The following is a 25,826-nucleotide window of genomic DNA, read 5'->3' as shown; positions in this document are numbered from 1 at the left end:
TCCCCGTCATTTGCGAATTTTAAGACAGCGCTTTGCGCGGCATGCCTTGCCGTGGAAGCGGGGACTGACGTGCCATGACTGCTTTGCGGAAGACCGCGATTGCCCTCAAATCCGACGCTGCTCCGTTCGCGATCCGCGCGGAGCGAGCCTTGGACGACGCTGCGCGCGAGGCGCTGCTGGATGCCTGCTTTGGCGCAAACCGCCATACGCGCACCTGCCAGCGCCTGCGCGACGGACGCGCGCCCGCCGAAGGCCTCAGCCTGTCGGCGGTGTGCGAGGGCCGGCTCGTGGGCTCCGTGCGGTTGTGGCACGTCAGCGCCGGGGGCATCCCGGCGCTCATGCTCGGCCCGCTGGCTGTGGAGGCATCCTCCCGCCAACTCGGCGTCGGGGCTGCGCTGATGGACCACGCGCTCGCGGCGGCGAAGGCGCGTGGCCATCGCGCGGTGATCCTGCTGGGAGACGCGCCCTATTACGCCCGCTTCGGCTTCTTGGCCGCCAAGGCCGGCGAGCTGCGGCTGCCGGGTGCGTTCGAGCGCGACCGGCTGCTCGGCCTCGAACTGTCAGAGGGCGCGCTCGACGGCGCCTGGGGCATGATCGTGCCGACCGGCGCGCCCCCACTACCCAAGACGAGAGCAGGCCGCGCCCGGAAGGCGCTGCTCGTGCCGCGCGTGGCTTGATGCCGTGCTGGAGAGCCTTCCCGAACCGGGCGCCGGCGCGCGCCCGCGCTTCCGCAGCGTTATCACCACGGCGCTGCTGATCATGATCTCGGTCATGATCGTGCGGGACATCCTCGTGCGCCGCTGGCGCGGCTCCGCGCCCCTGGCCACCGACGTTGTCAGGCCATCCCGGTAGCCCCGTGAGGGGTTGCGCGCGCGGGGAAAAACCCTTTAAACCGCGCCAAACCCGCCCGGACCATCCCCAATCCTTCACGATCGAGGTTCCGATGCCCCGTCGCCTGATCTCCACCGGCTCGCCCCTTGAGAAGACCGTCGGCTACAGCCGCGCGGTGATCGACGGCGACTTCGCCTTCGTCGCCGGCACCACCGGCTACGATTACGCCACCATGACGATGCCGGCGGATGTCACGAGCCAGTCACGGAACTGCTTCAGGACCATCGAGGCCGCCCTGAAGGAGGGCGGCTTCGCGATGGCCGATATCGTCCGCGCGACCTACTACGTCACTGATGCCAAGGACGTGGATGCCCACTTCGCCGTCTGTGGCGAAGTCCTCGCCGACATTCGCCCCGCGGCGACGTTGCTGATCGTCGTTGGCCTCGCAAGACCCGAGATGAAGGTCGAGATTGAAGTCACCGCGAAGCGCCGCACTGCCTGATCCCCGTTCACGACAGACACTATTCTTTTCGGAGTCCCATCCATGAGCCCGTCCGCGCCAATCCATGCGAAAATTTCCGGCCCCATCGTCATGATCGGCTTCGGCTCGATCGGCAAGGGCACGCTGCCTCTGATCGAACGCCATTTCGACTATGACAAGTCGCGCTTCGTCATTATCGATCCGCATGAGGACGGTGAGCTCGCCAAGCAGCACGGCGTGCGCTTCATCAAAGAGGGCATCACCCGCGAGAACTACCGCGAGGTGCTGGTGCCGCTCTTGACCGCCGGCGGCGGCCAGGGCTTTTGCGTCAATTTGTCGGTCGATACGTCCTCGGTCGACATCATGACGCTGTGCCGCGAGATCGGCGCACTCTACATCGACACCGTCGTGGAGCCGTGGCTCGGCTTCTATTTCGACAAGAAGATCGGTCCCGAGAAGCGCTCGAACTACGCGCTGCGCGAAACGCTGCTGGCGGCCAAGCACAAGAGCCCGGGCGGAACCACCGCGGTCTCCACCTGCGGCGCCAATCCCGGCATGGTGTCGTGGTTCGTCAAGCAGGCGCTGCTCGATATCGCCCGCGACACTGGCGTTGAGGTCAACGAGCCGAAGAGCCGCGAAGGCTGGGGCCAGCTCGCGATGAAGCTCGGCGTCAAGGGCATTCATATCGCCGAGCGCGACACCCAGCGTTCGAAGAAGCCGAAGCTGATGAACGTGTTCGTCAACACCTGGTCAGTCGAAGGCTTCGTTTCCGAGGGCATGCAGCCGGCCGAACTCGGCTGGGGTACGCACGAGAAATGGATGCCGGACAACGGCCGCCAGCACACCGAAGGCTGTGGGGCTGCGATCTATCTGCTGCAGCCGGGCGCCAACACCCGCGTTCGATCCTGGTGCCCGACGCCGGGCGCGCAATACGGTTTCCTCGTCACCCACAATGAGTCGATCTCGATTGCGGACTACTTCACCGTGCGCGACGGTCAGAAGGTAGTCTATCGTCCGACCTGTCACTACGCCTATCACCCGGCCAACGATGCGGTGCTGTCGCTGCACGAGATCTTCGGCGCGACCGGCAAGATGCAATCGAAGTGGCACATTCTGGACGAGAACGAGATCGAGGACGGCATCGACGAACTCGGTGTGCTGCTCTACGGCCACGGCAAGAACGCCTATTGGTACGGCTCGCAGCTCTCGATCGAGGAAACCCGCCGCATCTGCCCCTACCAGAACGCCACCGGCATGCAGGTGTCCTCCGCCGTGCTGGCCGGCATGGTGTGGGCGCTGGAGAACCCCGAGGCCGGCATCGTCGAGGCCGACGAGATGGACTTCCGCCGCTGCCTCGAAATCCAGATGCCGTATCTTGGGCCGGTGAAGGGCTATTACACCGACTGGACGCCGCTGTCGGATCGCCCGGGACTGTTCCCGGAAGACATCGACACGTCGGATCCCTGGCAATTCCGCAACGTGCTGGTGCGGTAGCGACGCCGGCACGGCCAGAAAACGTAATGCGCGGTCCCGGCGGTTCTCGCTGCAGTGCACAGCGCGCGGCTCGATTCCGGGCGTAGAACTACGCAGGGGAACCCTGACACCGCGTAACACTCAATTAATTCAATCGCGCGATCCTGAAGGGTAATTTTCTGCGAGGGCCCAGGGGCGTCGCCCGCAGCTTTAGAGCGAGGGCTCCCGGTTGGAGCGACCAACATGCGCGCCATCATTGCCATCGTCCTGTCGGCAGCATTGCTGGCTGCCTGCACGCCCGAAAACAGCAGCAAGGCCGACGTGACCGGCTCGATCGACAACTGCGCCCGCAAGCTTTACAGCCAGTACAATCCCAAGGACATCAAGCAGTGCGTCGCGGTATGCATCGCCTGCGAGCGCGGCGTGACCACGACCTGCTCGACCGCCTGCACGCTGAGGGGCGCGCAGTAAGCGCACCCCTTGCGGCGCGCATCCCTCAGGCGATGCCGCCGAGATAGAGCCGCTTGACGATATCGTTGGCCTTCAACTCGTCGACTGACTGCGCGGCGACCGCGATCTCGCCGTGCACGATGATGTAGCCGCGGTCGGCGATCCTGATCGCCTGGTTGAAATTCTGCTCCGCCATCAGCACCGTCAGGCCGACGCGCTGCTTGAGTTCGCCGATCTTGGCGATGGTCTGCGACACCAATAGCGGCGACAGCCCGACCGAGGGTTCGTCGATCAGCAACAGGCGCGGCGACGACATCAGCGCGCGCGCAATCGCGAGCATCTGCTGCTGTCCGCCGGACATGGTGCCGGCGAGCTGGTTGCGGCGCTCCTTCAGGGCCGGAAAGGTCTCGAAGGCGAGCGCGAGATTTTGCCGGATGGCACCGCGCGCCAATTTCCGGAAGGCGCCGAGCATCAGGTTTTCCGTCACCGTCAGCTTGGGAAACAGCCGCCGTCCCTCCGGCACCAGCGCCACGCCGAGATCGACGATCATCTCGGGCGAGAGTTTGGTCAGATCGTGCGCCACGCCGTCGATCGAAAGCGACAGACGGCCGCGATCCGGGCGGACCAGGCCCATGATGCACTTCATCAGCGTGCTCTTGCCGTTGCCGTTGGTGCCGAGCAACGCCACCGTCTCCCCGGCCTCGACATTGAGCGTCACGCCGCGCAGCGCCTTGACGGCGCCGTAGCCGGCATCGAGGCCCTCGATGGCGAGGCTAAGTGCCAAGATAGGCCTCCTGCACCCGCTTGTTGGCCATCACCTCGGCCGGCGCGCCGATCGCGATGATCTTTCCGGCGTCGAGGCACATCACCCGCTCCGAAAAGCGCATCACGGCCTGCATGATGTGCTCGATCATGATGATGGTAATGTCCTCCTCGCCAAGGCTGATCAGGAGATCCAGCACCTCGTCGACCTCGGAAGAGGAAAGTCCCGCCATCGCCTCGTCGGAGATCAGAAGCTTCGGCCGCACCGCCATTGCGCGCGCGAGCTCCATCTTGCGCAATTCCACCTGGCTCAGCGTATCGGTCGGCGCGCCGGCCTTGGAGGCAAGGCCCATCCGCGTCAGGATCGACATCGCGACGTCTTCCTCCGGCAGGCCCGAACCGACGGTGGCAAAGTCGAGCCCGACCATGAGGTTTTCGAGCACCGTCATGCTCTTGAACGGCCGCGGAATCTGGAAGCTGCGGGCGATGCCGCGCCGTGCCCGCAAATGCGGCGGCAGTTGGGTAATGTCCTCGCCGCAGAACACCACGCTGCCGACCTGCGGACGCAACGCGCCGGAAATGCAGTTGATCAGCGTCGTCTTGCCCGAGCCGTTGGGGCCGATCAGGCCGAACCGTTCACCTTTACGGATATCGACACTGATATTGTCGAGCGCGGTGAAGCCGCCGAAGGTCTTGGTTAGGGTCCCGACTTGCAGCAGGGGCGCGTCAGGCGTGGCGGCCGGCGTCATGGTTTGCCTCCCGCGCGCAGGCGATAGCGCGGCCGCAGCAGCCCGATGATGCCCTTGGGCGCGCCGACCACAAACAGCACCAGCATGATGCCGAGCACCAGCACGTTGACTTCCGAGGAGATGGTCACGGCGAGAAGCTGTTGCGTCGAGCCGAGCAGGATGGCGCCGAGCACCGGGCCGATCCAGTGCGCGGTCCCGCCGATCAGCGCCATCGCCAGCGCCGATACCGAGTAGCTCAAATTGAATGCCGATGAGGGATCGGCATATTGCAGATACATGGCGGCCGGTGCCCCGGCCGCGGAAATCAGCGCGCCCGATATCATGCAGGCGACCAGTTTCAGCTTCAGCGTCGGCACACCCGTGCATTCGGCGGCGAGTTCGTCGTCTCTCAACGCCTGCAGGCCGCGGCCGATCCGGGAATTCTGGATGTAGCGCGCGATCGCAACGGCGGTGACTGCCAGCAGCGCCTGCACGAAGAACAGCATCTTCACGTAGCTATCGAACGGCGCCATCACCGGCGGCCGTTGTATCTGGATGCCGGCCGCGCCGCCGACGAACCGCCAGTTCATCACAAAAGTCTCGATGATGATCGCCAGTGCAATCGTCGCGATCGAGAAAAAGATCCCGCGCATCCGCAGGGTCAACAGGCCAACGCCAAAACCGAGCGTCATGCCGACGACCGCGGCGGCTCCGATCTGCACCACGAGCGGCGCCCCCGTCGCCTTGAACAGGGCCACCGCCGTGTAGACGCCGACGCCGAAAAAGGCGTTGGTGCCGAAATTGACGTAACCGGCATAGCCGCCGAGGATGCTCCAGGCGACCGCGAGGGCGATGAATTGCAGGATGACGTAGCCGGCAAAAAATGGATATTCGTTGCGGACGATTTGCGTCATCGCCAGTACGGCGACGAGGAAGACTGCCACGCCGGCCCAGAATACGATGCTGTTGCGGTGCTTCGTCATCGGCCGAGCAGACCTTGCGGCCGGACGGCGAGCACGCCGAGCAGCATCGCGAACGAGATCGCCGGCGCCCAGGAGGCGCCAAACAACGTCAGTACGATGGATTCGGCGACGCCGAGGATGATGGCCGCGATCAGCGTGCCGCTGATGCTGCCGAGCCCGGCCATGACCACGACGCAAAACGTCCGCCCGATATAGGCGCGATCAAGCGTCGGCTCGACCGGCGCCACGATGATCAGGAGCGCACCGGCGATCCCGAGCACCGCGGTGGCGATGCCGAAGGCAAACTGCTTGATGCGGACCGGATTGGCGCCCATCAGCCGCAGCGCCTCCTCGTCCTGCGCGACCGCCCGGATCGCACGCCCCATGAAGGTTTTCGACAGATACACCGCCAGCAGGACCGTCAGCGCCAGCGCCACCGCGAACGCAACCAGTTGCCGGATCGGGATCCGAAACTCGCCGAACCGCCAGGCCTTGCCGATATAGGTCGCCGAAACCGAGCGCTGGTCGACGCCAAATTGAAGGATGATCAGCACCTCGATGATGAAGGCGATGCCGAAAAAAAACGCGATGCCGCGGACGCCGGCGTCGCTGCCGCGCTTCTCGAAAGTCTCGTAATAGACGCGGTAGGCGAGCAGGCCGAACAGGAAAAACAGCGGCGTGAGCGCGAGCCCCGCCAGCAGCGGATCGATGTCGTAGCTTTCGTTGAGCTGGTACACGCCATAGGACGCGAGCACCAGGAACGCCGGATGCGCGACATGGGGAACGTCGAGCAGTCCGAACGAGACGGACAATCCGACGCTGACGGCTGCGTAGAAGCAGCCGAGCAGCACCCCAAGCACCACTGCGCCCAGCAGCAGGTCCATCGAAAACACGTCAGGTCCCCCCTTGGCTCCGAGCCGGAAAAGCCACGAGGCCTACTTTCGGGCAGCCTCGAAGGGACTGATGAGATTTCCAGTCTTCAATTTGTCCGGGAACAGGATCACCTGCTTGCCGGAGGACCGGAACTGTTCGATGTCCTTGTCCTTCACGCCGCGGAACTGCGCCTGCAGGGTCGCGGTTTCCTTGCGCTCGCCATCCGCCGAAAACGCGATCGGCCCGACGATGGTCTTGTGCTCGTTCTCGCGTAGATATTTGGCGATGCCCTTCTGGTCGAGCGACTTGGTGGAATTGACCGCCGCGTCGATCATCTGGCCCATCGCATAGCCGAACGGCGCCAGATAATAGCCGAGCGGATCGACTTTGGCCTCCACCGCGCGCTTGGTGTACTTGTCGAAAAATTCCTTGGTCCCGTCGAAATACATGCTGGGTTCGGGCAGCCAGGTGTTGTAGTTCACGACACCGTTGAGCAGCGAGCCGAGATTGGACATCACGGCCGCGAACTGCAGGCCGACCATGCCGCCGCCGAAAATCTTGACGTCGTCGCCGATCCCGATCTCATTCACGGCGCGCAGGATGCCGGCCGAATCCGGCGGATACGACGCGACATAGACGATGTCGGGCTTGGCGGCCTTGAGCGCACGGATGATGGAGGCGAATTCCACCGTGTTTGGCGGATAGGACTGGTCGAACACAACCGGGATGTTGCGCTTCTTGGCGACGTCGCGTGCGGTCAGCGCGAGGTTCTGGGCGAATTCCTGGTCCGCTGTCAGCAGCGCCATGTTCTTGCCGCCAGCCTTCTGCCCGATATCCAGGAACGAGGCGGCCCAACTATCGGCCGGCCCCCAGGGCGCATTGTTGAACCACATGTCGTGGCCGACCTTGCTGTTCACCTGGAACGAGAAATTCCCCATCAGCAGCAGGCCGCGCTGCTTGACGAACGGCATGATCGGCGCGGTCGGGACGGTCGCATATGGCGCGAACAGCAGGTCGACCTTGTCGACGTCGACCAGCTTGGCGTAGATCGCCGGCGTCTCGGACGCGCTCGACTTGTCGTCATAGACCACCAATTCGACCTTGCGGCCGAGCAGCCCACCTTTGGCATTGATATCGTCGCGCCAGATTTCGATGCCGAGCAGCGAAGCCTTGCCACCGCCGGCAAGGCCGCCGGTCTGCGGCATCGACATGCCGATCTTGATTGGTGGTTGCTGCGCCAGTGCGCGTGACCCCTGCCCAACCACCGCAACCGCCATCGCGCCGCCGAGAAATGTCCTGCGCTTCATTGATTCCCCCTCATTTGTCGTTGTTATCTGTCATTGCGGCTCCGCCGGATCTCCGCCCGGTCGCTGCGAGTAGTTGGAGTCAGGCCGAGACTATTTGGCCCCCACCGGCGCGGATTCGTTTCTGGCCGATTTTTTCATGATCGCCGACGGATCGGCGCCGACGCGCCCGCTGGTCTTGTCGGCGGCGCTTTCGCGCGACAGCCGCATGTCGAAGCGGATGCTGGGCATGCCCTTGATCGGGCAGTCCGGATCGTTGGCGGCCACGTCGACGGCGAGATCGCCCGACGAGCCGAACACGACATCATCGGCCAGATGGGGATCGTCACGCAGATAGAGCGCGGTGACCAATTCACGATAGCCCGCCGCGCCGACCAGGAAGTGAATATGCGCCGGCCTCATGCCGTGCCGCGCCTGCGCCTTCACCATGGCGCCGACAGGCCCGTCCATGGGAATCGAATAGCCGAGCGGCTTGACGGTGCGCAGCACATAGAGGCCATCGGCATCGGTGGCGAACACGCCGCGATAATCGACCGATGTCGCGCTGGCCTGGATGTCGTAGAGGCCGTCGGCGCCGGTCTGCCAGATCGAGACGGTCGCGTTGGCGACCGGCTTGCCGGCGGCATCGGTGACGCGGCCATAGAGCACGCATTCGCTGCCCGGCTGCGGGTTTTTGGCGATCGAACTGCCGGCGGCGAGGGTCGGCGTGGCCTCGCGGTAAAACGGGCCGAGCAGGCTGGTATGGGTGGCTTCTTCCAGGGCGGTGGCGTCGTGCAGGCCATTGACGAGCGCGGAGAGGCCCAGCGTGTCGGACAGCAGGATGAATTCCTGCCGCTCCGGCGAACACATCTTGCCGGCGGCGGTCATGAATTCGATGCCCTTGATCCATTCCGCGGGCGTCAGATTGACCTCGCGGGCAAAGGCATGGAGGTGCTTGACCGCCGACGCCATGATCGTTTTCAGGCGCGGATCCGGCGTTGTCGCCATCTGGTCGAACACGGCGTCCGTGATCGTTTCAGGCGTTAGCTCACGCATGCGTCACTCCCAAAGCTACCGGCGCTTATTCGACCCGCCGGCTGTTATTGCAGCAAGCCTAACCGCTTGTTGGGGACCAACACAAGGCGTTCGGAGACGGCGCCTGCGCCCCCTCCTACGAATTGATACGGGCGGATGGGGCACATGGCTGCACAATCGTGCGTCACGGCGCGCACCACAGGTTTCGCGAGCCCACCATTTTGCAATTGCACAATCCGGGCGGTGCAAGTGGGATCATTTCTCGCGGATCGGCGGCGCAGCCTTCTCCGCCGGTGCCGGCGGCAGCGCGGGCTGAGCGCCCTGCTTCTGCGCGTCCGGGTCGGGCCGGGCCGGTTGCGGCGGAATATCCGACGGCCTTTGGCCGGTCGTGCCCGGCTCGGATGGCGCGGGCGGCTTCGTTTCCGCGCCCGGCGTCGATTGCGTAGGCGGCGTCGCCTGCGCGATTTGCCGGGGATCACGCTCGCTGATCGCGGTCAGCGCAAGCACTGAGATGGCCAGCCCGGCCGCGACCAGCGCGGAGGCGAGCAGCATTTCCCGTCGGTATTCGCGCTGGCGGTCATCGGCAGGCATCGTTCAACCCCACGAAATTGTTCGCAGATGTCAACGGCCGGCAAAGCGCATGGTTCCGCGGGGAACCTGGGCCTGCCCGAGGCGGCTAGAGCGGGATGACTTTCTTCGAATCGTCATCTCGCTCTATCTCTTTGATTTGAGCATGATCTTTTCGAAAAACCCGCACCCACTTTTCCGGATCATGCTCTAGAATTCCAGCATCCCGGCGTCGCCGTCCTCGGTGCCGAAGGCCAGCAGCTTGCCCTTGGCGTTCCAGGCCAGCGCCGAGACCGGCTCGCTGCCATTGCGTCGCACCAGAATTTCCGCGCCGTCCTCGAGCCGCACGATCAGCACGGTGCCGTCGCTATAGCCTGCGGCCATGATGTCCTGCTTCGGATGACAGGCGACCATGGAGACGCGCGCCTGCAGTGGCGCCAGCATCGCCGGCTCCTTGCCCATCGGACCATCCTTGCTGGCGAACGGCCAGATGATCACGGTATCGGCGCCGGAGGTGGCGAGCCCCTTGCCGCCCACGCTCCACGACATCGAGCGGACGCGGCCGGGATAGCCGCTCATCCGCATGTGCCTGTTATCGGCGAGCCGCCAGCCGTGCAGCGCCGGCTCGTGCATGGCGGTGACCAGGAATTTGTTGTCCGGGCTGAAGGTGACGGCGAGATGCGAGCCGGCCCATTCCAAAAATTCCGGCTTCGCCGCCATGTTGGGAAACCACAGCGTCACGCCATTGTAATGGGCGACCGCCACACGCAGGCCTTTTGGCGCGAACGCCAGACCGCCGACGGTCGACGGCGCCTCAAAACTCTTTTCCTCGCCCTTGCCGCTGCGGACAAACGCGGTCTTGCCCGCCGACCACGCCACCGCGCCCTCGGGATGCAGCGCGACGTTATCGATCCAGCGCCGTTTTGCGTCGGTCGCCAGCACCGACGTCTCGCCCTTTGCGTTCAGCGCAACCACCTTGCCGTCATCGCCGCCAGTGACGATGCGCTTGCCGTCAGATGCCGCGCAGAGGACGGCGCCGCCGTGAATGGCGACTTTCGAGACTTCGCCCGCTTCGTTCACCATGACAGAGTTTTCCTCGGCGCCGACAAACACCGCGGTATCGCCGAGGAAACAGATCGAGGTGACGGGCATGCCGACAGGCAATGTCCGCACCTGGTCGGTGAGGGAAGCAATGGAGGGCGCTTCGCCCGGATCGAACTCTTTCATCACGTGACGATACAGCTTTCAAAGCCGTCGCGGATCATTTGCTCCGGTAACTCGCGCCCGATGAAGACGACGCGGCTTTCGCGCGGCTCGCCGTCCTTCCACTTCCGCTGGTGATCGCCCTCCAGCATCATGTGCACGCCCTGGAAGACGTAGCGGTCGTCATCGTCGGTGAAGGCGAGGATGCCCTTCGAGCGCAGGATTTTCTGACCCTCGGTGGCGACCAGGTTTTGCAGCCACGGCATGAATCTCGTGGGGTCGAGCGGCTTGTCCGAGCGCAGCGACAGCGATTGCATGTCCTCGTCGTGGTAGTGCTTCAACCCGCCATGGCTGTGGCCGTGATCGTTGTGATGGTGGTCGTGGCCGTGATGATGATCGTGGTCGTGGTGATGATCATGACCATCCCCGGCGTCGAGAAATTCCGGCTCGATCTCCAGGATGCGATCCAGATCGAACGCGCCGCGTTCCAGCACATCCGACAGCGCCACCTTGCAGCGCTCGGTGCGATGCAGCTTTGCGTAAGGATTGATGCCGCGAATGCGGGCCTCGACCTCGGCAAGTTCGGGCTTGGAGACGAGGTCGGTCTTGTTGAGCACGATCACATCGGCAAACGCGATCTGGTTCTTGGCTTCCGGCGCGTCCTTCAGGCGGTCGCTCAGCCATTTGGCGTCGGCGACGGTGACGACCGCATCGAGACGGGCGTTCTTCTGCACGTCTTCGTCGACGAAAAATGTTTGGGCCACCGGCGCCGGATCGGCCAATCCCGTCGTTTCGACGATGATGGCGTCGAACTTGCCCTTGCGCTTCATCAGCCCGTCCATGATGCGGACGAGGTCGCCACGCACCGTGCAGCAGACGCAGCCATTGTTCATCTCGAACACTTCTTCGTCGGCGCCGATGATGAGGTCGTTGTCGATGCCGATCTCGCCGAATTCGTTGACGATGACGGCGTATTTCTTGCCGTGGTTTTCCGAAAGGATGCGGTTCAAAAGCGTGGTCTTGCCGGCGCCGAGATAGCCCGTCAGCACGGTCACTGGAATTTTTTGGGACGAAGGTTCAGACATAACGGCTCCGGAGCGGAATTGTAGCGCACGCCGGCAGGCAGGGAGGCCCCTGCCCTATGGGCTCAGCGCGCTGGTCAGGGCCTTTATATTGTGCCTGACCATTGCAATGTAAGTGGGAGAATCGCCCTTTTCGCCGGTCAGACTGTCGGAATAGAGCGTTCCGCCGAGCCTGGCACCGGTCTCTGCCGATATGCGCCGGATCAGCCTGGGGTCGCTGATATTCTCCAGGAATACCGCCGGTATCTTGGCAGCCTTGATCTGGGTGATGATCCCGGCGACATCGCGGGCGCTGGCCTCGGATTCGGTCGAAACGCCCACCGGCGCGATGAATTCGATGCCATAGGCGGCGGCGAAATAGCCGAAGGCGCGGTGGGTCGAGATCACCTTGCGGTGGCTTGCCGGAATTTGCGCGAGGGTCTCGCGGACCTCGCGGTCCAGCTTGTCGAGATCAGCCAGATAGGCGCCGGCATTGGATTTGTAGGCCTCTGCATTGACGGAATCAGCCGCCACCAACGCATCGCGAATATTGGCCACATAGACCCGCGCATTGGCCACCGATTGCCAGGCATGCGGATCGGCATCCGAGCCGAGCTTGAGCGGTGCGATACCGGATGTCGCCGTCACGATGGTTGCCTTGCTGCCGGCGGACTTCACCAGCCGCGGCAACCATCCCTCCAGACCGAACCCATTGACGAACACGAGCTTCGCATCGGCGACCTTTTTCGCATCAGCCGGCGTCGGCACATAAACATGCGCGTCGCCATCGGGGCCGACCAGCGTCGTCACGTTAACCCGGTCGCCGCCAACGTTGCGGACGAAGTCGCCGAGAATCGAGAAGCTGGCGACAACGTTAAGGCGCTGGGCGTGAGCCGGACCAACAGCCGCCATCAAGGCGAGAGCAACAAGCCAGAGCAACCGCGGTTTCATGGCTATGCCTCGAGATGACGGCCCGGGAACATCTGCCGGACCAGGCCGCTGACACTGCCGAACAGCAGCGAGACCACATAGAGTATCGCTGCGATCAGAATGACCGCTGGACCGGAGGGGATGCGGGTCTGGAATGACAGCACCAGCCCGGCATAGCCCGAGATAATGGCGCTTGCGACCGCAACGCAGATCATGCCGGTGATGTCCCGCGACCAGAACCGCGCGATGCCGGCGGGCAGGATCATCAGGCCGACGCCAAGCAGTGTGCCGAGCGCGTGAAAGCCGTTGACTAGGTTGATCACGACCAGCGCCAGGAACGCCAGATGCGCTGGCGCGCCGGCGCGAGAGACGGTGCGCAGGAACACCGGATCGACGCATTCGATCACCAGAGGACGGAAGATAACAGCCATGACCAACAGCGTGATCGTGGCGTTGAAGGCGATCACCAGCAGCGTCTGATCGTCCATCGCCAGGATGTTGCCGAACAGCACGTGCAGCAGGTCGATATTGGTGCCCCTGATGGAAACGATGGTGACGCCGAGCGCGAGCGACACCAAATAGAAGGTCGCAAGTGACGCGTCCTCCTTCATCTCCGTATTGCGCGCGACCAGACCTGCAAGCAGCGCAACCGTAAAGCCCGCGATCAATCCGCCGGTTGTCATGGCAAACAGGTTGATGCCGGAGACCAGGAAGCCGATCGCGGCTCCGGGCAGGATCGCATGCGCCATGGCATCGCCGACGAGGCTCATTCGCCGCAGCATCAGGAACACGCCGATCGGCGCCGCCCCCAGCGCAAGCGCGATCACGGCGGCAAGCGCGCGGCGCATGAACTCGAATTCGGTGAAGGGCGCAATCAGCGCGTCGTAAAGCATCAGGCCGCCCGTGATGGCATGTCGTCCGCGCAGGCGGCGGCGGTTTCGTCGAACGCCTCGCACATCCGCAAGGCAACCATCAGGTTTTCCGCGGTCAGCACCTCGGCGGTCGGCCCCCAGGCCACCGGCCCGCGCGCGAGCAGCAGGGTTTCCGGAAAATGGTCGCGCACCAATTCCATATCATGCAGCGCCGCCAGCACGGTGCGCCCCTCGCCGTGCCAGCGCTTGACCAGCGCCAAAAGGTCAGCGGCGGTTTTGGTATCGATGGCGTTGAACGGCTCGTCGAGCACGATCAGTCGCGCATCCTGCAGCAGCACGCGCGCGAACAGCATGCGCTGCATCTGGCCGCCGGACAGCGTGCCGATCGAGCGGTTTTCAAATCCGTTGAGGCCGACGGCAGCGAGAGCCGCTGTGATCTTGTCCCGCTCGGCCTTGCCCATGCCGCCGAAAAATCCTGTTCTGCGCCACAGCCCCGTCCCGACCAGATCGAACACCGAAATCGGGAAGGTGCGATCGATGTCCGCGGTCTGCGGCAGATAGGCGATGTCGCGGATGTCGAGCCCGCCGAGATTGATCGACCCCGAGAGCGGCCTGAGGATGCCGGCGAGCCCGCGAAACAGCGTCGACTTGCCGGCGCCGTTCGGCCCGATCACCGCCACCAGCGCGCCCGCGGCGACCTCGCCGGTGAGATGGTGCACCGCCGGGTGGCGATCATAGCCGAGCGTGACGTTCTTGAATTTGAGCTGCGCCGCCATGCTCACCTCATCGCGACAAGCACGACCGCCCACAGCCCGGCGCTGACCGCCAGCGCCGCGGCAAGACGCGCGGTCACGGTCATGCGCAGGATCGACCAAGGCGCCGGTTGCGCTGGATGCGGCGTCGCCGCGCCATGGGAATGAGCGTGGCCGTGATGGTGGGAGTGGTCGTGGGAATGGTCGTGGGGCATGGGGCGGACGTTATAATATAACATTACGGAAGTCCACGCGTGTGGGCCGCACAGGTTACCATTTCGAGCGCCCCGGCCCCCTGACGCCCGTCATTGCCTGCGACAAACGCGAAGCGTTTGCGCAAGGGAGCCCTTGCGACGAAGCAATCCATCCTTCCTTGCGGCGCGATGGATTGCTTCGCTTCGCTCGACGCGGACCGGAAACAGGTCCTCGATGGTGCGAACGATACCGACGTATTTGAAAACATCCATCCGAACGTCCGGCGCGATTTCGACCAGAATGTCGATGTCGCTGTCGGGCCGGGCGTCACCGCGCGCGGGAGCCGAACAGGGCGGCATGGCTCACGCCTTGAGCCTTCAAGGCGGCTTCATGCCCGCCTAAACTGGCCAGAATGTCCTGCTTGTTCATGGGACGCATTCTACCAGAACCGCAGCCCCCCGACACGGCCCGCCCTCGCCCATCGTTTACGAATGAAAAAATTCGTTACTTTCAATAGTTTGAAAGCACCCCATACGGCCCTCACGGCTTCCCGATCACGTCGCGATCGCCGCCGCAAGAAACGAAAACGGCACCGAGACCGCCGCGCGAAAACCAGACGAACTTGGCCGGCATGAACGGGATTTCCCACAAGATCATGCGCTGGAAGGCGAACAGCGCCTAAGCCGTCGCTGCGACGGGCTGCTTCAATTCGGCCAGGGCGTGCCGCACGACGGTCACTGCGCCTTGCAGCGCAAGCACGGCCATGATCGCGGCGACGATAAAGTCAGGCCAACCGGTGCCGGTGCCGAACACGCCAAGCGCCGCCAGCAACACAGCCAGATTGCCCAGCACGTCATTGCGCGTGCAAATCCAGGCCGACCGCATGTTGGCGTCGCCCGTGCGGTGCCGCCACAACAAGTAAAAGGATAGCGCGTTGGCGACCAGCGCGGCAAAGCCGACGCTGCCCATGGTGATCGCCTGCGGCAGCGTCCCGTGCAGCACATGCCAGGTGGTGACGCCGATCACCCATAGCCCGAAAACGCCCATCGTGACGCCCTTGGCAAGCGCGGCGCTGGCCCGATAGCGCAAGGCCATGCCGACCACGAACAGGCTGATCGCGTAGTTCGCTGCATCGCCCAGAAAGTCGAGCGCGTCGGCTTGTAGTGAGGCAGAGCCCGCAGCCACGCCCGCGCTGATTTCAACCAGGAACATCGCGGCATTGATGCCGAGCACGGCCCACAACACGCGCCGGAACGCGCTCGCGTCCTGGCGCGGGCCCAAGTTTAGGGGCGGTGGTGCGCAGCAGTGATCTGCCATGACTGGAAGATAGTCGCGGGAGACAACGTTACACAATCACGTGCAAGATATTCCCTTGCAGTCCAATTGGACCGGCGGTCCCGACGCGTCAGTCATCGGCTAGTCTGGTCGCACTGCCTGTCCGCATCGAGAACATCGAGCACCGGGCAGTCGGGGGCAGCGCCGTCGGAGCATCCGGCAACCGTTTCCGCCAGGATTGCCTCGAGTTTGGCGAGGTCAGAGAGTTTGCCACGAACTTTCGCCAGATGTGCGCTCGCAATCTTGTGCACGTCGGCGCACGAAGCGCGCTCTGGCCGCCAAGGTCCAGCAAGGCGCGTATCTCCTCAAGAGTGAACCCCAGGTCTCGGGAACGCCGGATGAAAGCCAATGTCCGTTTTTCGGCTGGCCCGTAGACCCGCCGCCCGGTTGCCGTTCGGGGCGGAGCCGGCAGCATTTTGATCCGCTCATAATAGCGAATGGTTTCAATGTTCACGCCGCTGAGCTTGGAAAGCTCACCGATCGAGATGTTTTCGGCTCGCGGGGACGTGATGGCGCTCATGCGGTTGTCCCTTGATCCTGTAGTTGCTACAGGATGCATGGTTTAGCTCATGACAATCAATCGGGCGGATCACATTGCCGACAACCGGCGACGGAAAAACCTGATGGCGGCAGGCGGCCTCCTTGGAGCGCTCGCGACATCGTCTTGTTGCATTTTGCCCCTCGTGCTGTTCGCCCTCGGGGTCAGCGGGGCATGGATCGGCAATTTCACCCGGCTTGCTCCCTATCAACCTTACTTTATAGGCGCGACGCTCGCGTTCGTTGGGTACGGCTATTGGCTGGTCTACCGATCATCAACGCGAGCCTGCGCCGATGGCGAGGCGTGCGCGCGCCCGCTGCCGAACCGGATCGTCAAAGCAAGCCTCATTCTCGCAACGATCCTCATCGTCGCTGCACTCGGCCTTGACTTCATCGCACCGCTCCTTCTCGACTCATGACTGGAGATTTCCGGATGAACAAGCCTCTTGCCTATGCCACGTTTGTCGTCGGCATCGTCGCCTCGTCGTCAGTGATGGCCGGAGACAGAACGATCACCTTGGCCGTGAAGAACATGGATTGCGTGGCCTGCCCCTCCATCGTGAAAGGCAGCCTGGAAGCCGTTCCCGGCGTTGCCAAGGTTGCGGTGTCCTTCAAGGGCAAGACGGCCACTGTCACCTATGACGACGCCAAAGCCGATGTGAACCAACTGACAACGGCGACCACTAACGCGGGTTATCCGTCCTCACCCAAGGGCTGATCCGGTGCTTCTTCAATCGACCATTACCTGTCCGCATTGCGCCGTTGCGAAAACGGAGGCCATGCCGACGGATGCCTGTCAGTTCTTCTATGAATGCACCGGCTGTGGCACGAAGCTAAAGCCCAAATCGGGTGATTGTTGCGTATTCTGTTCCTATGGTTCGGTGCCGTGTCCACCGATTCAGGCAGAGCGCAATGGCGAGCCGGGCGCCGCCTCGTGCTGTGATTAGCAGGCGGATGTCTGAATGGGTCTTGACTGCGCAAAAACAGTCATTCGCGTTAAATTCAATCCAAGACACCAGGGCTCGATCTCACGGCTTCCCGATCAGCATCGCGATCGCCGCCGCGAGAAACGGAAACGGCACCGAGACCGCGGCGCGAAACCAGACGAACTTGGCCGGCATGAACGGGATTTCCCACAAGATCATGCGCTGGAAGGCGAACAGCGCCCAGGCGACGACATAGGCGATCACTTGCGGCGGGCCGCCGCCGACTTTCAGCGCTACCGCGCCGATCGAGAAGCCGACCACCGGGCCGCCAGGGGTTGCCGCGCCCGCGATCACCGCAGTGAGCACGCCGAACCAGCCACTGTCCGGGCCGAGCCAGCCGGTGATGACTTCCGGCGGGATGACGGCGGCGATGTAGCCCGAGCCGATCACGCCGAGCGCAATGCGCGGCACGATGTTGATGAAGTCCATGCTGCCTTCGCGCACCGACGACACCAGCACGACGCGGCCGCGCTGCCAGGCCATGAAGCCGAGGATTAAGACCGAGCCCCACAGCGTGATGTCGATGATCAGCGCGGAGAGGGTCATGCCGGCGGCTCCGGCTCGCCCTTCGGGTATATCCGCACAAAGACGAAGCGGCCGAGTGCGCCGGCCAGCACCGGGATCGGCAGCGAGATCACGATCCGCCACAGCGTGAACTCGGTGCCGAGGATCGGCAATTCCCAGGCGACCGCGCGGCCGTAGCCGATCAGCGTCCAGCTCACGACCATGGCGATGGTGGCGCCGAAATCGGCGCCGACCGTGAGCAGCGCCGCCGCCACCGGATAGGCGGTGAAGGGACCGCCGGGCAGGATCGCGCCGAACGCCGTTCCGATCAAAAGTCCCTTCAGGCCGGAAGACGGCCCAAGCGCGCGCGAGACTTTGTCGTGCGGCAAAATTTCCGCGATGAAGCCGCCGAGCAGGCAGCCGGCCAGCACGCGCGGGATGATTTCCCCGAACAGCCAGAGATCATGGGTCAGGATCTTGAGCACGCCATCGATGCCGTCGCGCCGCCAGACCAGTGTGGCGCTCACCGCGACGAGGGCACCGATGAAGATCATCGACCAGCCCACCGGCTTGCGGGCGCGCCGAGGCTTCGGCTCGGCGTCATCGGCAGGCGCCGGGTCTTTTATCTGTTGTTCTGACAAGGCGTGAATCGGACAGGTGATGGGAATCGATCCTGCTTAGTCCCGCCATGGTGGCGACGCAAACGGAAGCTGGCCGATATCCATGCGCATCCCGGGGCATGCCCATGCGGGGACGTCACGCCGGCCTGCCCGCACGCGGGCTATCCGTTCAGGTGAACTGGCGGACCAGCGCAAGGCCGGCAAATAGCCCGGCAATCGAGAGCGCGACCGAGCCCACGACATAGATCGCCGCGGACGCCAGTTCGCCGCGCTCGTAGAGCAGCGCCGCATCGAGCGAGTAGGCCGAGAACGTGGTGTAGCCGCCGAGCACGCCGGTCATCAAAAACAGCCGCCAGGGCTGCGACGCCTCGCCCTTGAAGGCGAGATAGCCCGCGATCAACCCCATCACGGTCGAGCCTGATATGTTGATGATGAACGTGCCCCAGGGAAAGCCGGTGCCGAGAATGCGGGCGCAGGTGAGGTTGATGAGATGGCGCAGACTCGCGCCAAGGCCGCCACCGAAAAAAACCAGCAAATAGCTCATCGCAGCATTTTCCACGTCAGCAAAGGCACCCGGCATGCCGCTTGTGCCGGACGGCGACGATCTCTGCAAGGATCGGAACGGCGCCAGCCAGCAAAAAAGGGCGGTAGCCACAGCTACCGCCCTTCGAAATTTACTTCGCTGTCATTCCGGGACAGCCCGCAGGGCTGAACCCGGAATCCATTTCACAGCAGAGCATGCGGCCCGATGGATTCTCCGATGTGCAATTGCACATCGCAGCTCGCGCCATGCGCGCCCCGCGATGACGGAGCCTCACACCTTGCCGAACAGCTCGTCGACATAGTCCCAGTTGATCAGATGATCGCAGAACGCCTTCAGATAGTCGGGACGGCGGTTACGATAGTCGATGTAGTAGGAATGCTCCCAGACGTCGCAGCCGAGGATCGGGGTTGCGCCGTGGACCAGCGGGCTTTCGCCGTTCGCGGTCTTGGAGATTTCGAGCTTGCCGTTCTTGACCGACAGCCAGCACCAGCCGGAGCCGAACTGACCAACGCCGGCGGCGGCGAAATCGGCCTTGAACTTGTCGAGCCCGCCGAGGTCTTCGGTGATCTTCTTTTCCAGACGGCCGGGCAGCTTGCTGCCGCCGCCGTTCGGCTTCATCCAGTTCCAGAAATGCAGATGGTTGTAGTGCTGGCCAGCATTGTTGAACACGGCCGGATTCTTGCCGAACGAACCCTTGACGATCTCTTCCAGGGACTTGCCTTCGAATTCGGTCCCCTTGATCGCGTTGTTTCCGTTGGTCACGTAAGCCTGGTGATGCTTGTCGTGGTGGTATTCCAGCGTTTCCTTGGACATGTGGGGCGCAAGGGCGTCGTGGGAATAGGGCAGATTGGGCAGCGTGAAGGTCATGGGTGATGTCCGAACTGATGGGAGAACGTGGTCTGGTCTAACGGGAACCCTTATAGAAGGTTCCATTGCGCATAAACACCGCAATTTGGCAAGAACGCCCAAGGTTCTGGGTAACGCCCCTCCGCGTCCAGCGTATGACGGGATAGGGCACCGATGCGGTTTTGGCGCGATGAGGGAATGAAATGAGCATCGAGATCGACGTCCTGAACGGGGACGCATCATGGCCACGGGCCGAACCGCTGATGCAGGCGGTCTGGCCGGCGCATGTGGTCGAAAAGTTGTCATGGGGTCACGTCAAATGGGCCCATGCCGATTTGCGCGTGCTGATCGACGCGCCGGAGGACGGGCTTAGGCCGGGGCTCGCCTGCCATGTCGGCATCTTCTTCCGTGACGCGACCTGGGACGGGCGCAAGGTTCATATCGGCGGCATTGGCGGCGTTTCGACGCGCCCGGACTGCCGGGGACGCGGCTACGCCACGCTGGCGCTGAACGCCGCGATCAGCACCCTGCGCGATCACGAGGCGGTGCGGTTTGCGATGCTGTTCTGCGAGCCGCACAATGAAGCGTTCTATGAAGCGCGCGGCTGGCATCGCTTCCAGGGCGAGGTCTACGCCGAGCAGCCGCAGGGTCGGATTCGCTTCGAGGCGATGGCGCCGTTCATATTCGATTTTACCCGCAAGCCGCGCGACGGAATTATCGACCTATGCGGCCTGCCGTGGTGACCCCTGCACCGGGCGCGGGTGGCTTGCGTTGGTTCGACCGGATAATATGTCATCCATAATTTATTGATGGCCGGTGACGCATGACCATGCACGCTCCGCTCGACATGCGCCCCACCGCCGCCGTTCCGCGCGCGCCGGCCAACGGCCTGCTCACTTCGCCGATCCTGCCGACGCTGCTGAAGCTCGCGCTGCCGAACGCGATCGCCATGGCCGGCACGACGCTGGTTGCGGTCGCCGAAACCTCCTATATCGGCCGGCTCGGCACCGAGCCGCTCGCCGGCATCGCGCTGGTGTTTCCCTTCGTCATGTTGACGCAGATGATGTCGGCGGGCGCGATGGGCGGCGGCGTGTCCTCCGCCATCAGCCGCGCGATCGGCGCCAATGATCGCGACCGCGCGGCAACGCTGGCGCTGCACGCGGCGATGATTGGCGCCTGCGCCGGAATCTTCTTTACCGCGATGATGTTGATGTTCGGCCGCGCGTTTTACACGCTGCTCGGCGGGCGCGGCGGCGTGCTCGAACAAGCCATGCAATATTCGCACGTGCTGTTCTCCGGCGCGATCGCGATCTGGCTGGTCAACACGCTGGCCTCGGTGGTGCGCGGCACCGGCGACATGCGGATTCCATCGGTGACATTGATCGGTACCGCGCTGGTGCAGATTGCGGTTGGCGGGGTGCTGGGGCTTGGGCTGTTCGGCATGCCGAAATTCGGCATGAGCGGCGTCGCCGCAGGCCAGCTTGTCGCATTCACGCTCGGCGCGATATTCCTGTCCTGGTATCTCGTCAGCGGCCGCAGCCGGCTGACGCTGAGCTTCAAGGGCTTCAAATTCCAGCGCGACATGTTCTTGGACATTCTGAAGGTAGGCGCGGTGTCCTGCCTGTCGCCGCTGCAGACCGTGCTGACGGTGCTGATCTTCACCAAAATTCTGGCCGGCTATGGTACCGAGACATTGGCCGGCTACGGCATGGGCTCGCGGCTGGAATTTCTGCTGACGCCGATCGCGTTCGCCTTCGGCGTCGCCTCGGTGCCGATGGTCGGCATGGCCGTTGGTGCGGGCCTTGTGACGCGCGCGCGGCAGGCGGCGTGGATCGCGGGCACTGCTGCCGCCATCGCCGTGGGCGCCATCGGACTGATCGTCGCGGCAATGCCGTCGCTCTGGATTTCGATGTTTACGAGCGATCCGGGCGTAACCGCCGCGGCTTCCTCCTATCTCGTCTGGGCGGGCCCGGCATTCGCCTTTTTCGGGATGGGCGCGTGTCTTTATTTCTCTTCGCAGGGGGCTGCGAAGGTCGGCGGTCCCGTGATGGCCGGCACCGCGCGATTGCTGATCGTCGGCGGCGGCGGCTGGTGGCTGGCCTCGATGGGCGCGCCGGCATCGGCACTGTTTGCGCTGGTGGGCGCGGCGATGGTCGTCTACGGCCTCGGCACCGCGCTGTCGATCCGCCTTACCCGCTGGGGCAAGTGACCGCCGAGCCTCCCACTCAACCCTGATTGCATTCAATCCGACGTTGCGCAAATCCGATTAGTTGCTTATGCAAGCCTGCTTTTCAGAGGAATGATTCATGGCTTGCAGGACGGCTTTCATCATCGCGATCTCGGCGGCATTGCTAGCCGCACCATCCAGCTTTGCGCAAGGCTCAGGCGAGCCGACCGGCGTCTGGCAGACCCAGGCCGGCGACGCGCGGGTAAAGGTCAGCAAATGCGGTGGCGGTATCTGCGGCGTGATCGTCGGCCTGAAAGAGCCAGTCGATGCGGCCACCGGCAAGCCCCAGGTCGATGACAAGAATCCCAATCCGGCGCTGAAGAAGCGGCCGATGATCGGCCTGCCGCTGTTCAGCGGCATGCAGGCGGTGGCGCCCAACAAATGGTCGGGCCAGATCTACAACGCCGATGACGGCGGCACCTATGCGAGCAGCGTCTCGGTGGCGGGGCCGGACACGCTGCGCGTCGAAGGCTGCGTCGGCGCGCTGTGCGGCGGGGAGACCTGGACACGGGTGGGGCGGTAGCGATTTCGTAGGGTGGGAAAAGCGAAGCGTGCCCACCATTCATTCGGGTGGTGTTGGATAGATGGTGGGCACGGCGCAAGTGCGCCTTTGGCCACCCTACGAACTGGCAACGAAGGTGATTACGCCGCCATCGCCTTCAGCGCGGTCGCAGCCGAGGCATAGCCGCCGCGGGCGCCGTCGATGAAGTGGACGTGATCGCTGCGCATCACCGACGGCGCGAAGCAGGTCATCATCGCCGCATCCTGCCGGTGCAGGCCGTAGCGCACGATCCTGCCTGCGGCCGCCCTTTCCAGAAGCTGCGTCAGCGCGCGCTCCAACTCCTCCGTGCAGTCCAGGATCATCCGCAGGCCGTCGTCATATTTGCGGAAGTCGGAATTCTCTACCACCTGCCGCACATAGTTCTTCGGCACGAAATTGCCGACCTTGATGCCGAACCGCATCACCACATAGGCCCACAGCGTGACGGCGAGCACGACGGTGCGCCGCTTCAACAGCGTCCCGCCGCGCGCGGCGCGCGCCTCGAATTCAACGCCGGCCGGCGGCCAGCGCAGCGGCGGTCCGTCCGGCGGCACCGGCCGGCCCGCATCCGGGCTCTGCTCGACCAGATTGATGACGCCCTCGATTACCTTACGGAATTCGAGCGGATCGGCGCCCCTGGCCGGCACCACCAGCACGGACAGGATGAGCCCGCGGCTGGAGGGAATTTCCTCGAACCGGCACGACAGTCCGGACAGGTCGGGCTGCGTGCCCGGCTCCGCCGCCGGCACCGCGAATTCGCCCCGCTTCATCGCGGCATCCGCCCACCCCAGCCCGCCGCCTGAGAACATCGCATAGGACAGGTTGGACGACGGCCCGAAGCGCGCGACCCTGATATCGAGCCCCTGCGCACGGATATCCTTCACCGGCACCAGCGCCACCCGCATCGCCAGATCGAGATCCGCTTTGACCCAACTCGCCGTCGCGGCCAGCGCTTCGCGCGCGAGCGGAAGATCGGCCGGCGAGACGGCAAAGCTCGCGCCATCGCCGCCGAACACGAAGGGAAACTCGCGCCCCTCCAGCGCATTGGTAATGGCGGCGATGACCGCAGCGCCGGCCATGTTGACCGCTTTGTACCGCTGGTTTGCGATCGCTTTGGTCGATTCGACGATGTCGGCGACGCCGACGGTCCAGTCATCAGGCAACGGCGTATACAGCGCCGGGTCCATCAGGCTGCCAAAGCCGCGAAAGACCGGGATCGAGCCGTAGAAAATGTCGGTGCCGCCAGGCGTCGTCATGGCGATGAGAGCCCCCGGTTCTCAAACCTGTCCAGAGCGAGATGACTTCTGCTCTTGTAGATACGGCCGATTCTGGAATCGGGTTCGCGACAGATCGTCCTACCCCTTCGCGATCCCCCGCAGCACCAGCGCGTTGATCCGGCTGGCAAATGCCGCCGGGTCTTCCGGCAACTCGCCGTCGAGGATTTGCGCCTGCTCCAGCAGCAGGAACGACAGGTCCTTGGCCGCCCCGTTGTCGCCGGCAATCGCCGCGACCAGGGGATGGCGCATGTTGATCTCCAGGATCGGCTTGGTGGTGGGCGCCTTGTTCTGCATCGCGAGCAGCCGTTCGAGCATGCGGTCATGCGCGTCGCCGCCGGCAACCAGGCATGAGGCGCTCGCGGTCAGCCGCTGCGAGGCGCGCACGTCGGAGACGCGCTCGCCGAGCGCGTCCTTGATCAGCGCGATCGTGGTGGCTTGGTCCGCGCCGGCCTCGTCCTTCTTGTCCTCGGCCTTGTCATCCAAGAGCGGGATCAGGGCGAAATCGATATCGCCCTGGCTCAGCGACTTCAGCGGCTTGCCGCCGAAATCGAGCGGCGCCGAGGTCCAGAACGCGTCGACCGGATCGGTCAGCAGCAGCACCTCAATGCCGCGCGCGGTCGCCGATTCCAGCTTCGGGTTCGCCTTCAGCCGTTCGATGCTGTCGCCGGTCAGGTAATAGATGTCGGTCTGGTTCGGCTTGAGGTCCTCGACATATTGCTTGAGCGAGCGCTTCTCGCCCTTCGTCGTGGTGAAGCGCGACAAGCCCAACAATTTCTCGCGGCGCTCAAAATCTTCCCAGATGCCTTCCTTGATCACGGGGCCGAACGCGTCCCAGATTTTGGCGAACGCCTCCGGTTCCTTCTCGCCGAGGCTTTCCAGCTCGGAGATCACGCGGCCGGTGACGGCTTTGCGGATCTGCGCGAGCTGCGGATTGTTCTGCAGCATCTCGCGCGAGATATTGAGCGGTAGATCCTCGCTGTCGATGACGCCGCGGACAAAGCGCAGGTAGGCCGGCAGAACATCGGCGTCATCGGCGATGAAGACGCGGCGGACATAGAGCTTGACCTTGCCCTTGCGCGCCTGGTCGAACAGGTCGAACGGCTTTGTCGACGGCGCAAACAGCAGCACCGCATAGGATTGCCGGCCCTCGGCGCGATAATGCAGCATCATCGCAGGCTCGTCGAACGCGCCGGCGATCTGTTGATAGGCCTGCTTGTAATCCTCCGCCGAGAGCTCCGATTTCGGCCGCTGCCATAGCGCGCTGGCCGAATTGATCTGGCGCGGCTCACCCTCCTCCGGCACCAACTCGATCGGGAACTGGATGTTATCGGACCAGGCGCGGACGATGCGCTCGATCTCGTGCGTCTCCAGATATTTCGCGGCATCCTTTTTCAGATAGAGGACGATCTCGGTTCCGCGGGTGACGCGGGCGGTGTCCTCCTCGCCGGCCGGCGCGATTTCAAACCCGCTGCCGCCCGAGGACGACCAGACAAAAACCTGTTCGGAACCGGCGCGGCGGCTGGTGACGACGATGCGCTCGGCGACCATGAACGCCGCATAGAAGCCGACACCGAACTGGCCGATCAGATTGGTGCCATCCTTGGCTTCGGTCAGGCGGGAGAGAAAGGACTTGGTGCCGGAGCGCGCAATGGTGCCGAGATTGTCGATCAGTTCCTGCCGGTCCATGCCGATGCCGCTGTCGACGACGGAAAGCGTATTGGCCTTCTTGTCCGGCGCGATGCGGATCCTGGGCGGCGCGCCGTCGGCGATCAGCTCGGGCGCCGATATCGCCTCATAGCGCAGCTTGTCGCAGGCGTCAGACGCGTTCGAAATCAGCTCGCGCAGGAAGATGTCGGTCTCCGAATAGACCGAGTGCACCATCAGGTTCAGAAGCTCGGCAACCTCGGCCTGGAACGGCTGGGATTCGGGGGCAGTCGTGGTCGTCATACGG

At 63.9% G+C, this 25,826-nt stretch carries 33 protein-coding genes; 11 read left to right on the top strand and 22 right to left on the bottom strand.

What is annotated here, in order from left to right; all coding sequences use genetic code 11:
- Positions 1-74: 74 nt before the first annotated feature.
- From V1288_RS16420 to V1288_RS16400, 5 genes are all read left to right on the top strand, one after another.
- On the top strand, positions 75-677 hold the full coding sequence (locus V1288_RS16420) for a GNAT family N-acetyltransferase (RefSeq protein ID WP_334358023.1): 603 nt from the start codon (positions 75-77) through the stop codon (positions 675-677).
- A gap of 4 nt (positions 678-681) precedes the next feature.
- Entirely contained in the window at positions 682-852 is a 171-nt protein-coding gene (locus V1288_RS16415) for a hypothetical protein (RefSeq protein ID WP_334358022.1), read from the top strand.
- A gap of 91 nt (positions 853-943) precedes the next feature.
- Positions 944-1,333: a RidA family protein gene (locus tag V1288_RS16410; RefSeq protein WP_334358021.1), complete on the top strand. Its 390-nt coding sequence runs from the start codon at positions 944-946 to the stop codon at positions 1,331-1,333.
- 42 nt (positions 1,334-1,375) lie between these two features.
- Positions 1,376-2,806, top strand: coding sequence for a homospermidine synthase (locus V1288_RS16405; RefSeq protein ID WP_334358020.1), 1,431 nt, complete (start codon positions 1,376-1,378; stop codon positions 2,804-2,806).
- Positions 2,807-3,028: 222 nt separating this feature from the next.
- Positions 3,029-3,256 carry a hypothetical protein gene (locus tag V1288_RS16400; RefSeq protein WP_334358019.1) on the top strand — a complete coding sequence of 76 codons (228 nt, stop codon included), beginning with the start codon at positions 3,029-3,031 and terminating at the stop codon, positions 3,254-3,256.
- A 25-nt stretch (positions 3,257-3,281) separates the two neighbouring features.
- Here the strand turns inward: V1288_RS16400 and V1288_RS16395 are convergent, their stop codons facing one another.
- The 16 genes from V1288_RS16395 to V1288_RS16320 form a co-directional block, all read right to left on the bottom strand.
- Positions 3,282-4,019 (bottom strand): ABC transporter ATP-binding protein, encoded by a 738-nt coding sequence (locus V1288_RS16395; RefSeq protein WP_334358018.1) that lies wholly within the window; start codon positions 4,017-4,019, stop codon positions 3,282-3,284.
- Entirely contained in the window at positions 4,009-4,746 is a 738-nt protein-coding gene (locus tag V1288_RS16390; RefSeq protein WP_334358017.1) for an ABC transporter ATP-binding protein, read from the bottom strand. The genes V1288_RS16395 and V1288_RS16390 overlap by 11 nt, the downstream gene beginning before the upstream one ends.
- Complete coding sequence (locus tag V1288_RS16385; protein ID WP_334358016.1) at positions 4,743-5,708, bottom strand: branched-chain amino acid ABC transporter permease; 966 nt, start codon at positions 5,706-5,708, stop codon at positions 4,743-4,745. The genes V1288_RS16390 and V1288_RS16385 overlap by 4 nt, the downstream gene beginning before the upstream one ends.
- Positions 5,705-6,571, bottom strand: a complete 867-nt coding sequence (locus V1288_RS16380; RefSeq protein WP_334361325.1) for a branched-chain amino acid ABC transporter permease — start codon at positions 6,569-6,571, stop codon at positions 5,705-5,707. The genes V1288_RS16385 and V1288_RS16380 overlap by 4 nt, the downstream gene beginning before the upstream one ends.
- Before the next feature lie 51 nt (positions 6,572-6,622).
- Positions 6,623-7,867 (bottom strand): amino acid ABC transporter substrate-binding protein, encoded by a 1,245-nt coding sequence (locus V1288_RS16375; protein WP_334358015.1) that lies wholly within the window; start codon positions 7,865-7,867, stop codon positions 6,623-6,625.
- A 90-nt stretch (positions 7,868-7,957) separates the two neighbouring features.
- Entirely contained in the window at positions 7,958-8,899 is a 942-nt protein-coding gene (locus V1288_RS16370; protein WP_334358014.1) for a dioxygenase family protein, read from the bottom strand.
- 234 nt (positions 8,900-9,133) lie between these two features.
- The gene (locus tag V1288_RS16365) at positions 9,134-9,469 is read right to left on the bottom strand and encodes a hypothetical protein (RefSeq protein ID WP_334358013.1); all 336 of its coding nucleotides are present in this window, start codon (positions 9,467-9,469) and stop codon (positions 9,134-9,136) included.
- Positions 9,470-9,655: 186 nt separating this feature from the next.
- Positions 9,656-10,672, bottom strand: coding sequence for a WD40 repeat domain-containing protein (locus V1288_RS16360; protein ID WP_334358012.1), 1,017 nt, complete (start codon positions 10,670-10,672; stop codon positions 9,656-9,658).
- On the bottom strand, positions 10,672-11,733 hold the full coding sequence (locus V1288_RS16355) for a CobW family GTP-binding protein (RefSeq protein ID WP_334358011.1): 1,062 nt from the start codon (positions 11,731-11,733) through the stop codon (positions 10,672-10,674). The genes V1288_RS16360 and V1288_RS16355 overlap by 1 nt, the downstream gene beginning before the upstream one ends.
- A 54-nt stretch (positions 11,734-11,787) precedes the next feature.
- Positions 11,788-12,660 (bottom strand): metal ABC transporter substrate-binding protein, encoded by an 873-nt coding sequence (locus tag V1288_RS16350; RefSeq protein WP_334358010.1) that lies wholly within the window; start codon positions 12,658-12,660, stop codon positions 11,788-11,790.
- A gap of 2 nt (positions 12,661-12,662) precedes the next feature.
- Positions 12,663-13,532: a metal ABC transporter permease gene (locus V1288_RS16345; RefSeq protein WP_334358009.1), complete on the bottom strand. Its 870-nt coding sequence runs from the start codon at positions 13,530-13,532 to the stop codon at positions 12,663-12,665.
- Positions 13,532-14,287 carry a metal ABC transporter ATP-binding protein gene (locus tag V1288_RS16340; RefSeq protein WP_334358008.1) on the bottom strand — a complete coding sequence of 252 codons (756 nt, stop codon included), beginning with the start codon at positions 14,285-14,287 and terminating at the stop codon, positions 13,532-13,534. The genes V1288_RS16345 and V1288_RS16340 overlap by 1 nt, the downstream gene beginning before the upstream one ends.
- Positions 14,288-14,289: 2 nt before the next feature.
- Positions 14,290-14,502 carry a hypothetical protein gene (locus V1288_RS16335; RefSeq protein ID WP_334358007.1) on the bottom strand — a complete coding sequence of 71 codons (213 nt, stop codon included), beginning with the start codon at positions 14,500-14,502 and terminating at the stop codon, positions 14,290-14,292.
- 66 nt (positions 14,503-14,568) lie between these two features.
- Entirely contained in the window at positions 14,569-14,817 is a 249-nt protein-coding gene (locus tag V1288_RS16330; protein ID WP_334358006.1) for a nucleotidyltransferase family protein, read from the bottom strand.
- 319 nt (positions 14,818-15,136) lie between these two features.
- A complete protein-coding gene (locus tag V1288_RS16325; RefSeq protein ID WP_334358005.1) occupies positions 15,137-15,775 on the bottom strand; it encodes a cation transporter in 639 nt (212 codons plus the stop codon).
- A gap of 88 nt (positions 15,776-15,863) precedes the next feature.
- Positions 15,864-16,313: a MerR family transcriptional regulator gene (locus V1288_RS16320; RefSeq protein ID WP_334358004.1), complete on the bottom strand. Its 450-nt coding sequence runs from the start codon at positions 16,311-16,313 to the stop codon at positions 15,864-15,866.
- Positions 16,314-16,416: 103 nt separating this feature from the next.
- Between V1288_RS16320 and V1288_RS16315 the strand changes: the two genes are divergently transcribed.
- The 3 genes from V1288_RS16315 to V1288_RS16305 are packed head-to-tail and all read left to right on the top strand — an operon-like array spanning position 16,417 to position 17,277.
- Positions 16,417-16,749 (top strand): mercuric transporter MerT family protein, encoded by a 333-nt coding sequence (locus V1288_RS16315; protein WP_334358003.1) that lies wholly within the window; start codon positions 16,417-16,419, stop codon positions 16,747-16,749.
- A gap of 14 nt (positions 16,750-16,763) precedes the next feature.
- Entirely contained in the window at positions 16,764-17,048 is a 285-nt protein-coding gene (gene merP, locus V1288_RS16310) for a mercury resistance system periplasmic binding protein MerP (protein ID WP_334358002.1), read from the top strand.
- Between the two features lie 4 nt (positions 17,049-17,052).
- Positions 17,053-17,277 carry a GDCCVxC domain-containing (seleno)protein gene (locus V1288_RS16305; protein WP_334358001.1) on the top strand — a complete coding sequence of 75 codons (225 nt, stop codon included), beginning with the start codon at positions 17,053-17,055 and terminating at the stop codon, positions 17,275-17,277.
- An 81-nt stretch (positions 17,278-17,358) separates the two neighbouring features.
- Here the strand turns inward: V1288_RS16305 and V1288_RS16300 are convergent, their stop codons facing one another.
- From V1288_RS16300 to V1288_RS16285, 4 genes are all read right to left on the bottom strand, one after another.
- On the bottom strand, positions 17,359-17,862 hold the full coding sequence (locus tag V1288_RS16300; RefSeq protein WP_334358000.1) for a hypothetical protein: 504 nt from the start codon (positions 17,860-17,862) through the stop codon (positions 17,359-17,361).
- Positions 17,859-18,461, bottom strand: coding sequence for a permease (locus tag V1288_RS16295; RefSeq protein WP_334357999.1), 603 nt, complete (start codon positions 18,459-18,461; stop codon positions 17,859-17,861). The genes V1288_RS16300 and V1288_RS16295 overlap by 4 nt, the downstream gene beginning before the upstream one ends.
- 148 nt (positions 18,462-18,609) lie before the next feature.
- On the bottom strand, positions 18,610-18,984 hold the full coding sequence (gene crcB, locus V1288_RS16290) for a fluoride efflux transporter CrcB (protein WP_334357998.1): 375 nt from the start codon (positions 18,982-18,984) through the stop codon (positions 18,610-18,612).
- Positions 18,985-19,254: 270 nt separating this feature from the next.
- Positions 19,255-19,851: a superoxide dismutase gene (locus V1288_RS16285; RefSeq protein ID WP_334357997.1), complete on the bottom strand. Its 597-nt coding sequence runs from the start codon at positions 19,849-19,851 to the stop codon at positions 19,255-19,257.
- A 182-nt stretch (positions 19,852-20,033) separates the two neighbouring features.
- Here V1288_RS16285 and V1288_RS16280 point away from each other — a divergent pair, with 182 nt between their 5' ends.
- The 3 genes from V1288_RS16280 (at position 20,034) to V1288_RS16270 (ending at position 22,580) form a co-directional block, all read left to right on the top strand.
- On the top strand, positions 20,034-20,573 hold the full coding sequence (locus tag V1288_RS16280) for a GNAT family N-acetyltransferase (RefSeq protein ID WP_334357996.1): 540 nt from the start codon (positions 20,034-20,036) through the stop codon (positions 20,571-20,573).
- An 80-nt stretch (positions 20,574-20,653) separates the two neighbouring features.
- Positions 20,654-22,039: an MATE family efflux transporter gene (locus tag V1288_RS16275; protein ID WP_334357995.1), complete on the top strand. Its 1,386-nt coding sequence runs from the start codon at positions 20,654-20,656 to the stop codon at positions 22,037-22,039.
- Positions 22,040-22,136: 97 nt separating this feature from the next.
- On the top strand, positions 22,137-22,580 hold the full coding sequence (locus V1288_RS16270; protein ID WP_334357994.1) for a DUF2147 domain-containing protein: 444 nt from the start codon (positions 22,137-22,139) through the stop codon (positions 22,578-22,580).
- 119 nt (positions 22,581-22,699) lie between these two features.
- Here the strand turns inward: V1288_RS16270 and V1288_RS16265 are convergent, their stop codons facing one another.
- Both V1288_RS16265 and htpG read right to left on the bottom strand, forming a co-directional pair.
- Positions 22,700-23,854, bottom strand: coding sequence for a DUF3095 domain-containing protein (locus V1288_RS16265; RefSeq protein WP_334357993.1), 1,155 nt, complete (start codon positions 23,852-23,854; stop codon positions 22,700-22,702).
- A 99-nt stretch (positions 23,855-23,953) separates the two neighbouring features.
- A complete protein-coding gene (gene htpG, locus V1288_RS16260; RefSeq protein ID WP_334357992.1) occupies positions 23,954-25,822 on the bottom strand; it encodes a molecular chaperone HtpG in 1,869 nt (622 codons plus the stop codon).
- Positions 25,823-25,826 lie beyond the last annotated feature (4 nt).

Origin of the sequence: Bradyrhizobium sp. AZCC 2176, from assembly GCF_036924645.1 — a bacterium.
Taxonomy (GTDB): domain Bacteria; phylum Pseudomonadota; class Alphaproteobacteria; order Rhizobiales; family Xanthobacteraceae; genus Bradyrhizobium.
The sequence above is the reverse complement of the archived record's forward strand: the minus strand, read 5'-3'. Positions and strand labels throughout refer to the sequence as shown.

Coding starts and splice junctions, on each gene's coding strand:
- V1288_RS16420 (WP_334358023.1), top strand. CDS start 75: ATGACTGCTTTGCGGAAGACCGCGATTGCCCTCAAATCCGACGCTGCT.
- V1288_RS16410 (WP_334358021.1), top strand. CDS start 944: ATGCCCCGTCGCCTGATCTCCACCGGCTCGCCCCTTGAGAAGACCGTC.
- V1288_RS16405 (WP_334358020.1), top strand. CDS start 1,376: ATGAGCCCGTCCGCGCCAATCCATGCGAAAATTTCCGGCCCCATCGTC.
- V1288_RS16400 (WP_334358019.1), top strand. CDS start 3,029: ATGCGCGCCATCATTGCCATCGTCCTGTCGGCAGCATTGCTGGCTGCC.
- V1288_RS16390 (WP_334358017.1), bottom strand. CDS start 4,746: ATGACGCCGGCCGCCACGCCTGACGCGCCCCTGCTGCAAGTCGGGACC.
- V1288_RS16385 (WP_334358016.1), bottom strand. CDS start 5,708: ATGACGAAGCACCGCAACAGCATCGTATTCTGGGCCGGCGTGGCAGTC.
- V1288_RS16380 (WP_334361325.1), bottom strand. CDS start 6,571: ATGGACCTGCTGCTGGGCGCAGTGGTGCTTGGGGTGCTGCTCGGCTGC.
- V1288_RS16375 (WP_334358015.1), bottom strand. CDS start 7,867: ATGAAGCGCAGGACATTTCTCGGCGGCGCGATGGCGGTTGCGGTGGTT.
- V1288_RS16370 (WP_334358014.1), bottom strand. CDS start 8,899: ATGCGTGAGCTAACGCCTGAAACGATCACGGACGCCGTGTTCGACCAG.
- V1288_RS16365 (WP_334358013.1), bottom strand. CDS start 9,469: ATGCCTGCCGATGACCGCCAGCGCGAATACCGACGGGAAATGCTGCTC.
- V1288_RS16360 (WP_334358012.1), bottom strand. CDS start 10,672: ATGAAAGAGTTCGATCCGGGCGAAGCGCCCTCCATTGCTTCCCTCACC.
- V1288_RS16355 (WP_334358011.1), bottom strand. CDS start 11,733: ATGTCTGAACCTTCGTCCCAAAAAATTCCAGTGACCGTGCTGACGGGC.
- V1288_RS16350 (WP_334358010.1), bottom strand. CDS start 12,660: ATGAAACCGCGGTTGCTCTGGCTTGTTGCTCTCGCCTTGATGGCGGCT.
- V1288_RS16345 (WP_334358009.1), bottom strand. CDS start 13,532: ATGCTTTACGACGCGCTGATTGCGCCCTTCACCGAATTCGAGTTCATG.
- V1288_RS16340 (WP_334358008.1), bottom strand. CDS start 14,287: ATGGCGGCGCAGCTCAAATTCAAGAACGTCACGCTCGGCTATGATCGC.
- V1288_RS16335 (WP_334358007.1), bottom strand. CDS start 14,502: ATGTTATATTATAACGTCCGCCCCATGCCCCACGACCATTCCCACGAC.
- V1288_RS16330 (WP_334358006.1), bottom strand. CDS start 14,817: ATGCCGCCCTGTTCGGCTCCCGCGCGCGGTGACGCCCGGCCCGACAGC.
- V1288_RS16325 (WP_334358005.1), bottom strand. CDS start 15,775: ATGGCAGATCACTGCTGCGCACCACCGCCCCTAAACTTGGGCCCGCGC.
- V1288_RS16320 (WP_334358004.1), bottom strand. CDS start 16,313: ATGAGCGCCATCACGTCCCCGCGAGCCGAAAACATCTCGATCGGTGAG.
- V1288_RS16315 (WP_334358003.1), top strand. CDS start 16,417: ATGGCGGCAGGCGGCCTCCTTGGAGCGCTCGCGACATCGTCTTGTTGC.
- merP (WP_334358002.1), top strand. CDS start 16,764: ATGAACAAGCCTCTTGCCTATGCCACGTTTGTCGTCGGCATCGTCGCC.
- V1288_RS16300 (WP_334358000.1), bottom strand. CDS start 17,862: ATGACCCTCTCCGCGCTGATCATCGACATCACGCTGTGGGGCTCGGTC.
- crcB (WP_334357998.1), bottom strand. CDS start 18,984: ATGAGCTATTTGCTGGTTTTTTTCGGTGGCGGCCTTGGCGCGAGTCTG.
- V1288_RS16285 (WP_334357997.1), bottom strand. CDS start 19,851: ATGACCTTCACGCTGCCCAATCTGCCCTATTCCCACGACGCCCTTGCG.
- V1288_RS16280 (WP_334357996.1), top strand. CDS start 20,034: ATGAGCATCGAGATCGACGTCCTGAACGGGGACGCATCATGGCCACGG.
- V1288_RS16275 (WP_334357995.1), top strand. CDS start 20,654: ATGACCATGCACGCTCCGCTCGACATGCGCCCCACCGCCGCCGTTCCG.
- V1288_RS16270 (WP_334357994.1), top strand. CDS start 22,137: ATGGCTTGCAGGACGGCTTTCATCATCGCGATCTCGGCGGCATTGCTA.
- V1288_RS16265 (WP_334357993.1), bottom strand. CDS start 23,854: ATGACGACGCCTGGCGGCACCGACATTTTCTACGGCTCGATCCCGGTC.
- htpG (WP_334357992.1), bottom strand. CDS start 25,822: ATGACGACCACGACTGCCCCCGAATCCCAGCCGTTCCAGGCCGAGGTT.